The sequence below is a fragment of the Nodosilinea sp. LEGE 07088 genome (assembly GCF_015207395.1).
Taxonomy (GTDB): domain Bacteria; phylum Cyanobacteriota; class Cyanobacteriia; order Phormidesmidales; family Phormidesmidaceae; genus Nodosilinea.
The window spans coordinates 45562-53808 of record NZ_JADEWX010000023.1 but is presented as its reverse complement, the minus strand read 5'-3'; the positions used below and the strand labels follow the sequence as shown (position 1 = coordinate 53808).

4 protein-coding genes are annotated in these 8247 nt (G+C 47.8%); all 4 read left to right on the top strand.

Annotated elements, in window-relative coordinates; all coding sequences use genetic code 11:
- Nucleotides 1-924: 924 nt before the first annotated feature.
- The 4 genes from IQ254_RS08235 (at nt 925) to IQ254_RS08220 (ending at nt 8229) form a co-directional block, all read left to right on the top strand.
- The gene (locus tag IQ254_RS08235) at nt 925-2895 is read left to right on the top strand and encodes a glycosyltransferase family 39 protein (protein WP_193965691.1); all 1971 of its coding nucleotides are present in this window, start codon (nt 925-927) and stop codon (nt 2893-2895) included.
- Nucleotides 2896-3045: 150 nt separating this feature from the next.
- Nucleotides 3046-4206 carry an acyltransferase family protein gene (locus IQ254_RS08230; RefSeq protein ID WP_193965690.1) on the top strand — a complete coding sequence of 387 codons (1161 nt, stop codon included), beginning with the start codon at nt 3046-3048 and terminating at the stop codon, nt 4204-4206.
- A 292-nt stretch (nt 4207-4498) separates the two neighbouring features.
- Nucleotides 4499-6235, top strand: a complete 1737-nt coding sequence (recN, locus tag IQ254_RS08225; RefSeq protein WP_193965689.1) for a DNA repair protein RecN — start codon at nt 4499-4501, stop codon at nt 6233-6235.
- 401 nt (nt 6236-6636) lie between these two features.
- The gene (locus IQ254_RS08220) at nt 6637-8229 is read left to right on the top strand and encodes a sodium:proton antiporter (protein ID WP_193965688.1); all 1593 of its coding nucleotides are present in this window, start codon (nt 6637-6639) and stop codon (nt 8227-8229) included.
- The last annotated feature ends 18 nt before the right edge of the window (nt 8230-8247 follow it).

Genomic DNA, 8247 nt, shown 5'->3' with positions numbered 1-8247 from the left:
TTTTCCCAACAGTCCGCCCACTCTACTTTTGTCTAAATTCATCGCCGCTAAGCTAGACTCCTGCCCCAGCGCTGGTGCACCTGACTTGGCGGCCTAGAAATCCAATCAAGAACTTAGGACTGCCCAGCCCTTAAATCTTTATCTAAAATTTACAGCCCTATAAAAAAATGGGTTTTTTTATGCTTTCCCTCTCCTTATTCCGGACGAAAGTAGTACCTTCTTAGGTGAAAGCTTGTTTGACATAAAATGTTTCAGGCTAAGTGATTTTTTGCTAATTTATTCGGCATTTTGGGTAAAGTTTCTAGGCTCGGAGTACACCTCTACTTTAGAGGTTCGGTGTCATAAAGTTTTTGACTGCTGTTTTTCTTATTTCAATAGTTCGGACACTTTTCTGGGCAAGTGCTAAAACCCTTGATTTCTCGTTGCCCGAGATACTGTTAAAGAGGCCTGAAACCCGCATTCTACCGTTAGCCATCAAAAACTGTCCGGAGTGTTGTTATTTCTTGTTTGGCCCCAGACTAATCAAGTCACCTACTTCTATGCAGTCCAGTATTCGTGAAAAAAGTTTTATGGCGATTCCTGGACGAGTAAGTTACACCTCGACTTGGGAGACTATTGAGATTAATAGACTTGAACATTTGACCTGCCCTTTATCCGAGTGAGAACCGCTATAGAATTTTTCTAAAAATCAATATAAATCATTTTCATACTCTGCATGGCGCTCACTATCTTGTCCTCCGAACTCACAGGAATATTTTATTAATATGATGTGAATGTCCCAAACCTGTCTTCACACAGTTCTAAATCCCAGTCCAACTAAATATCTTGCTCTTAGACACAAGAGCTTTAGCAATACATTAGCATTTAGATTATTCCTGGAAAACTAATTTCTAAGAAGTCTTATTTGAGGAGCCACCTAGCTCTATGTTTGCATTTCTTCCCTTAGTTAGCTTTGGTTTTATTTTCCTGATTCTAAATAGGAATAAAAAATGTTGTCGCGAGAATTTTCTATTATCGTCTGTCATTGTGGGCACCTCATTAACGCTCATTACTGAATTGTTAAGTCTTGGTAGCTTGCTAACATTTGGCTGGCTGTTAGGTTGGTGGATATCTATTAGTGTTGCTCTAGGAGGCATTTATCTGTATTCCACCAAGAAAAATTCTTATAGAGTATGGACTCGAAGATGGCTTTGCAGGATAAACATAACCAATAAGGAAAGCAGAAATTTATTAGAACACCGCCTCAAGATACAGCTACTAGGCATCATTTTTATCGTCGGGGCTGTTGGTCTGATTGCCCTGATGGCTCCTCCTAATGTCAATGACGCGCTAGGCTATCACATGCCTCGCGTCATGCACTGGATACAGAACCGCAATGTTGCTCATTTCCCAACCAACTATACTGCGCAACTGTTTTTATCACCCTGGGCAAACTATGTCATCTTACATTTACAGATTTTAAATGGAGGAGACTACTATGCCAATTTTGTACAGTGGTTCTGCATGATAGGTAGTATCCTCGGAGTCTCCCTGATAGCTCAACAACTGGGGGGGAATATTTATGGTCAGGTCTTTGCCTCCGTTTTCTGCTCAACATTACCCATGGGCGTAGTTCAAGGCTCAAGCAGCCAAAATGACTATGTAGCTGCCTTTTGGCTAGTGTGTTTAGCCTACTATGGTTTAAAAGCAGTAAAGACACCACCTGAAAAAGCTAACTTTCTATTAGTCGGCCTAAGTTTAGGGCTGGCCATCTTGTCTAAAGGAACGGCATATCTCTATGCTTTCCCTTTTCTAGTATGGCTTTTTGTGCTGCTCATTAGATCGCTTCGATTAGGCGTCTATAAACCTGCTTATCAGGTGGCCTTGCCAGCACTTTTAATTAACCTTCCACTTTTTGTCCGCAATTTTGAAATATTTCAGCATCCTCTAGGAAAATCTCCTGATTACATCATTTATACCAATAAGGCTATTAGTATTTCGATATTAGGCTCTAATATTATTAGAAATCTAGCGTTGCAATTCTCGACTCCCTCTCCTTCTATTAACAGGTTTTTTATTGAGAAGCTATCCTCCCTATATTCTTTTCTGGGATGGGATATTAATGATCCCCTATCAACATCCGGAAACTTCCAACTAAATAGCCTAATCAATCACGGAGATTTTGCTGGAAATCCTTTTCACTTGCTCTTGATAATCACTTCGGCTTTCTGCTTAGGGTTAGGGTATTTCTATAAGAAACTGCACAACCAGACATTATTGCTAAATTATATTCTATGTATTCTGAGTGGATTTCTACTGTTTTGCTTATTACTTGCCTGGACACCGTTTCACAATAGATTACACTTACCTCTTTTTGTTCTATCATCTGCCTTCGTCGGTTGTGTCTTGTCAGATTTCTGGGGCAGGAGGATAGTTCATGTCACTGCTATTGCCTTAATTATTGCAGCATTACCATGGATTCTCTTCGATGAAAATAAGCCTCTGGTTGCAAACAGTCATTTTCTCAAAACTGGGAAAATTGAAAATATATTTAATGTCAATAGATTAGACCTGTATTTTATCGGGAGGCCTGACATCAAAGAATCCATGATAAGGGCTGTAGATTTTATCAAATCTCAGCAATGCCCTGATATTGGGATGTCTTTTGATCGCCTGGATGTTTATGAATATCCCTTATGGGTGTTGCTTAATTCATCAGCAAATCAATATCGGCTCGAGCATGTGGATGTAGATAATCCATCAGTCAAAATGTACAGTGTTCAGCCATTCAAAGGCTTTCAGCCTTGTTTACTTTATGACACCTATTATGGAAAGGAAAAGATCCAAGTTCAAGGGTTAAACTATGCCCGAGGATTTTCTTCTCCACCAATCAACGTTTTAGCTAAAGCAGATTGATAGACTGTACTAGGTTTCTATTGATGATAAATTTTGCAAAACTGTGGTAGTTTTTATGGATTCAAGCTATATTCATGAACTCATCTGGTAGTACTCGTTATTTTTCATCTATGACAAATCAATAACCCTTTAAAAACAGAGGTAACACATATGTCTTGTCAGGAAAACTTTTCAACTCAAATTATCCATAGCTCTCCTGTAAGACAACAGAATGTATTTGAAGGCTTGCATTTTTTGCGTGCTATTTTTTCAATTTCAATTGTTGCATTAAAGACCTATGTTTTCTATATTCCAAATCTTTTTATAACTAGTGATGTAGTTTTTTTGCCCAGCGCAACTGTTGCATATTTAGCAGTTCCAGTATTTCTTCAAATCTCCTTGTTTCTCTTTTACTTTAAGAGTGATAATGAAGGGCTAGTCTATTTTGCTAAAAAAAGACTACGCCGCCTGATCTATACATACCTATTTTGGGTTGGCTCAATAACCATCTTTGAAGCCCTGTTTTGGCGGGGTTCTATAGAAAGCATCATTTTTTCTTTGAAGGGAGTAATAGAATTTATTGTTAGCGGCAATACCACTCCCTACTTTTTCTTCTTCTCTCTCATTTTTGTTACCTGCCTCGCTCAACTTCTCTTGTTGTCTTTTTTCAGGATAGAATCAAAGCTCAAAAAAGCTATCAGTTATTGTGGCCTCATACTGTCATGCATTATGGTGGTCGGATTTGCCACAGCAAATTTTTTTATGATCCAGAAAGGTTTCCAATGGCCTGGAATAGGGTTTTTCGACAGTCTCTCCCAGTGGGATTATAATCCTCTCGTTTTTATACCCTACATTTTCACAGCATTTATCACTGTTCAAGAATTAGAGGAGAATAACTTACAGCAATTCAATGGATCTTTAAGATTGAAGCTTTGGATTTTGTTTTCTTTGGCGATCGCTTTTTTTATTTTTGAATGGCATCTAACAGCTTTAGGTATCTTAATTAACCTGGGTCATGCTCCTCTCCAGCACTATATGAGACCCTCTCTCATCTTTGGCTCCTGGCTATTGTTGTACTTAGCTTTGCTGTCGGAGCAAAGGGTCCCTGTCATTGTCAAATTTATTTCCCAGTGTTCCTTAGGTATCTATGGCTTTCACGTCTTTCTCACTTTGCCAGGCTCGCTTGATATCCAGCAATTAGCCTATGTCGATGGAATTGCTCGATGGTCGTCAGTTCTGGTAATTCTTCTATACTTCATGCTTGTCTTCATTGGCTCAGTTGCTCTGACAGTGTTACTGAAGCGGGTCAAAATACTGAGAAGTTTTGTCTAACCTTGCCTGTAGCGGTTGTTAACTCTGGGCATCAGGGGTCTTACCCGTCAAATAAAGTAGATGAGCACTGAGGTTGTTGTAGGCTTTCCCGAAACGCTTTTGGGCACTTTTCTAGGTGGCCTACATCAATAAATTTATGCTAGGTATGAGGTAGTTTAGATGCTCCGCATCGGTTTTGGTATGGCCTGACTTTCTAGCGGCGAAAATGCGCGCCTCTAAATTCTTGCTTGTTTTCAGCGGCGTATCGGCAGGGCTTCCTATTAAAATACGTGGGTACTAACATGCTGCTCCCATGCTAACGGCCCTGCACATTGAGAACTTTGCCCTGATCGATCATCTCGATCTGCGGCTAGAGGCAGGGCTAAATGTGCTGACTGGCGAAACCGGGGCCGGCAAATCGATTATCCTCGATGCCATCGATGCGGTGCTGGGGGGCAAAGCTAACCAGCGATTGGTGCGATCGGGCAGCCAAAAAGCACTGGTAGAAGCCGCCTTTGAGGTACCCGACGAAATTCACACCTGGCTAGCCGAACAAGAATTACCCCTGGCGGATGGCCCTCTGATGCTGCGGCGAGAGCTGACCCTGGGTAAGACCCTGCGCAGTCGGTCGTTTCTCAATGACAAACCGGCTACGCGCCCTCAACTAGAGGGGCTGCGCCAAAAGCTGGTCGAGATTACCGCCCAGGGGCAGACGGTGTTGCTCGGTTCGGGCGATCGCCAGCGGGAGTGGCTCGATGGCTTTGGCGGTGCCCCCTTGGGAACCCAGCGCCAGCAAGTAGCTCTTGCCTATCAGGCTGCTACCCAGGCCCAAAAACGGCTCACTGCTCGCCGTAAAGCCGACCAGCAGCGCTGCGACCAGCTCGAACTGCTGCAAATGCACCAGCAAGACCTAGAGCAGGCCCAGCTTGACGACCCCCAAGAACTCGACCTGCTCACTCAGGAGCACCATCGCCTCAACCACAGCGTTGACCTCCAGCAAAACAGCTACCGGGCTTACCAGATTCTCTATGAGAGTGAGGCGGGGGATGATGCCTGCGCCGACCTGTTGGGCAAAGCTGAAGGCATTCTGGTCGATATGGAGCGCTACGACCCAGCACTTTCATCCATTCTCAGTATGGTGAGCGAAGCCCTCACCCAGGTTGAGGAGGCCGGGCGGGCGATCAACGCCTACGGGGCCAGCGTGGAGGCCGATCCCCAGCGCCTCGACGAAGTTGAAGAGCGTATGCGCCAGCTCAAGGGGCTGTGCCGCCGCTTTCGCCGCACTCTGCCCGAACTGGTGGCCTACCGCGACGAGGTGATGCAATCTTTGGCAGAACTGTCGGGGGAGGGTCAATCTGTCGAAGCCCTAGAAGCTGAGGTCGATAAGACCCAGGAAATTCTGGGAGAGGCCTGTGCCACCCTGACCCAGCTGCGCCGGAACGTGGCCCAGGAGCTAGAAACCCGCCTGGTGAGTGAACTCAAACCCCTGGCGATGGATCGGGTTCAGTTTGAGGTGGAGCTAAGGCCCATTACACCCACGGCAGCTGGGGCTGACAGCATTCGGTTTTTGTTTAGCCCCAACCCTGGGGAACCCCTGCAACCCCTGGCCGAAACCGCTTCCGGCGGGGAAATGAGCCGGTTTTTGCTGGCCCTTAAGGCCTGCTTTTCGCAGGTTGACCCGGTGGGGACGCTGGTGTTCGACGAGATCGACGTGGGGGTGTCGGGGCGGGTGGCCCAGGCGATCGCAGAAAAGCTCTACCACCTGGGCCGCCAGCACCAGGTGCTATGCGTCACCCACCAACCCATGGTGGCAGCCCTGGCCGACGCCCATTTTCGGGTCGGTAAGCAGGTGGTTGAAGCCGCTTTAGCCAAGGGGGGCAAGACTGCGGAGAACGCTACCGAACGCACCGTGGTACGAGTGCTACCCCTATCGTTGACTGAGCGGCGCGAAGAACTGGCTCAGCTAGCGGGGGGCGAGTCTCACCAGCAATCCCTGTCTTTTGCCGAGGCCCTGCTATCCCAGGCCGACGGCATTCGCCAGAAACAGTGATGAGCAATCGTGAAATTGTCCCCAAAACCCGAGGTAGGGGCGCAGGCCTTTGCCCTTTAGCCTGTGCCCTTTAGCCTGTGCCCTTTAGCCTGTGCCCTTTAGAAAGATCCCAAAGATTAGATATTATTTGATGCCAGAATCCTCCTAACGTCAAAGCCGAGCCTCTAAAAACAGGCCATGCCACAAATTTCTTTCTAAAATGCAAATGCCCGTGCATCTGAATGGTTTACGCTGAAGTCCTTAGAGTCATGGTGAGGTCGTCTGAGGCCCAGTGGTTGTAAGTAGGAAAGCGCAATTAAATGTAAAACCTGCGTAGGATGGGCAAAGCATTGCGTGCCCATCGCCTTCAGATCACGCCAGTGGTTGAGTCATCGCGTTGTAGAAAGCAGGATCAGCATTCTATGGATTTTTTGATTGCCGCCGAGCCCATTCTCGAAGATCCGACAATCGAAGCACACCTGCGTCAGTTTTGCCTGGTGCTATCGGTATCCCTAGGGGTTGCCACCTTATCCCGTGTGTTCAGTGTGCTGCGCAACATTCCCTACACCCTACTGCTGCTGCTCGTCGGTCTGGGGTTGGCGGTACTGGATGTCCGCCTGATTAATCTGTCGCCCCAGCTGATTTTGTTTATCTTTCTGCCGCCGCTGCTGTTTGAGGCCGCCTGGAACCTCAACTGGACGAGGCTGAAACAGTACTCGGTACCAGTTGTGCTCTACGCCATTGTGGGGGTAATTATCTGTGTCGGTAGCCTGGTCTGGGGACTGCAAGCCTTTGCCGGGGCCTCGTTAGCGACGGCGTTGCTAGTGGGGGCCAGCCTGTCGGCGACAGATCCGGTGTCGGTGGTGGCTCTGTTTCGCGAACTGGGGGTCGATAAAAAGCTCACCACCGTCATGGAAGGCGAGAGCCTGTTTAACGATGGCGTGGCGGTTGTCGCGTTTAACCTGGTGCTCGGGATTGCCCTCGGCCTAGAGCAGTTTGACGTGTCGGTTACCATTGCTCGATTTTTGGTGTTTGTGGGCGTGGGCATCAGCATCGGCGGGCTAATTGGCTTTGGCCTCTCCTTTTTGACCCAGCGGTTTGACATTCCTCTGGTGGAGCAGTCACTGACCCTGGTGTCGGCCTATGGCACCTACCTGGTCGCAGAAGAACTGGGCGGCTCCGGCGTGATTGCCGTGGTGACTACGGGCCTGATTTTGGGCAATTTTGGCTCGCGCATTGGCATGAACCCCCGCACTCGCCTGGTGGTGTCGGAGTTTTGGGAGTTTGTGTCGTTTTTTATTAACTCCATTGTGTTTTTGCTGATTGGTGACCAGGTCCGATTCGATGGGCTGGTGGAGGAACTCGACAAGATTGTTGTGGCGATCGCGATTATGCTGGCGGCTCGAGCGGTTAGCGTCTACGGGCTAGGGTTCATCAGCAATGCGGTCACGGGCCCTGAGATGGATCTGCCCATCAAGGGGCAAACCGTTTTGTGGTGGGGTGGCCTGCGAGGGTCGGTATCGGTAGCTCTGGCTCTGAGTGTGCCTGCGGTTTTGGGCGATCGCCAGGAAGTTATCGCCATTGTGTTTGGCGTCATGCTGTTTACCCTGCTGGTGCAGGGTCTGACCACAAAACCCCTGCTCGAGTACCTGGAGCTACTGGGCGACCAGCCCATAAAGCTGGCATACAAGCAGATGACCGCCCAGCGGGTAGCCCTTACCCGCGTCATGAACCGGCTGGATGAGATCAAAACTAACCAGGAGTTTGACCCTGAGTTTGTCGGCTACCAGATGGCTCTGGTAGAAGGCCAGCTATCAGAAGTCAAAGAGAAGATGGCTAAACTAGAGCAGCAAAACGACAGCATTCGAGAATTTGCCTCAGACCAACTGCGGGAAGAGCTATTGGCGATCGAGGCTGATACCTACGCTGAGTTCATTCGAGCGGGTCAGCTGAAGGATTCACTCACGCCGCTGCTGGATGGGGTACTGCCCGATCGCATTGGTGAGGCCCACTAGACAGGGAGGGGGTGGGCT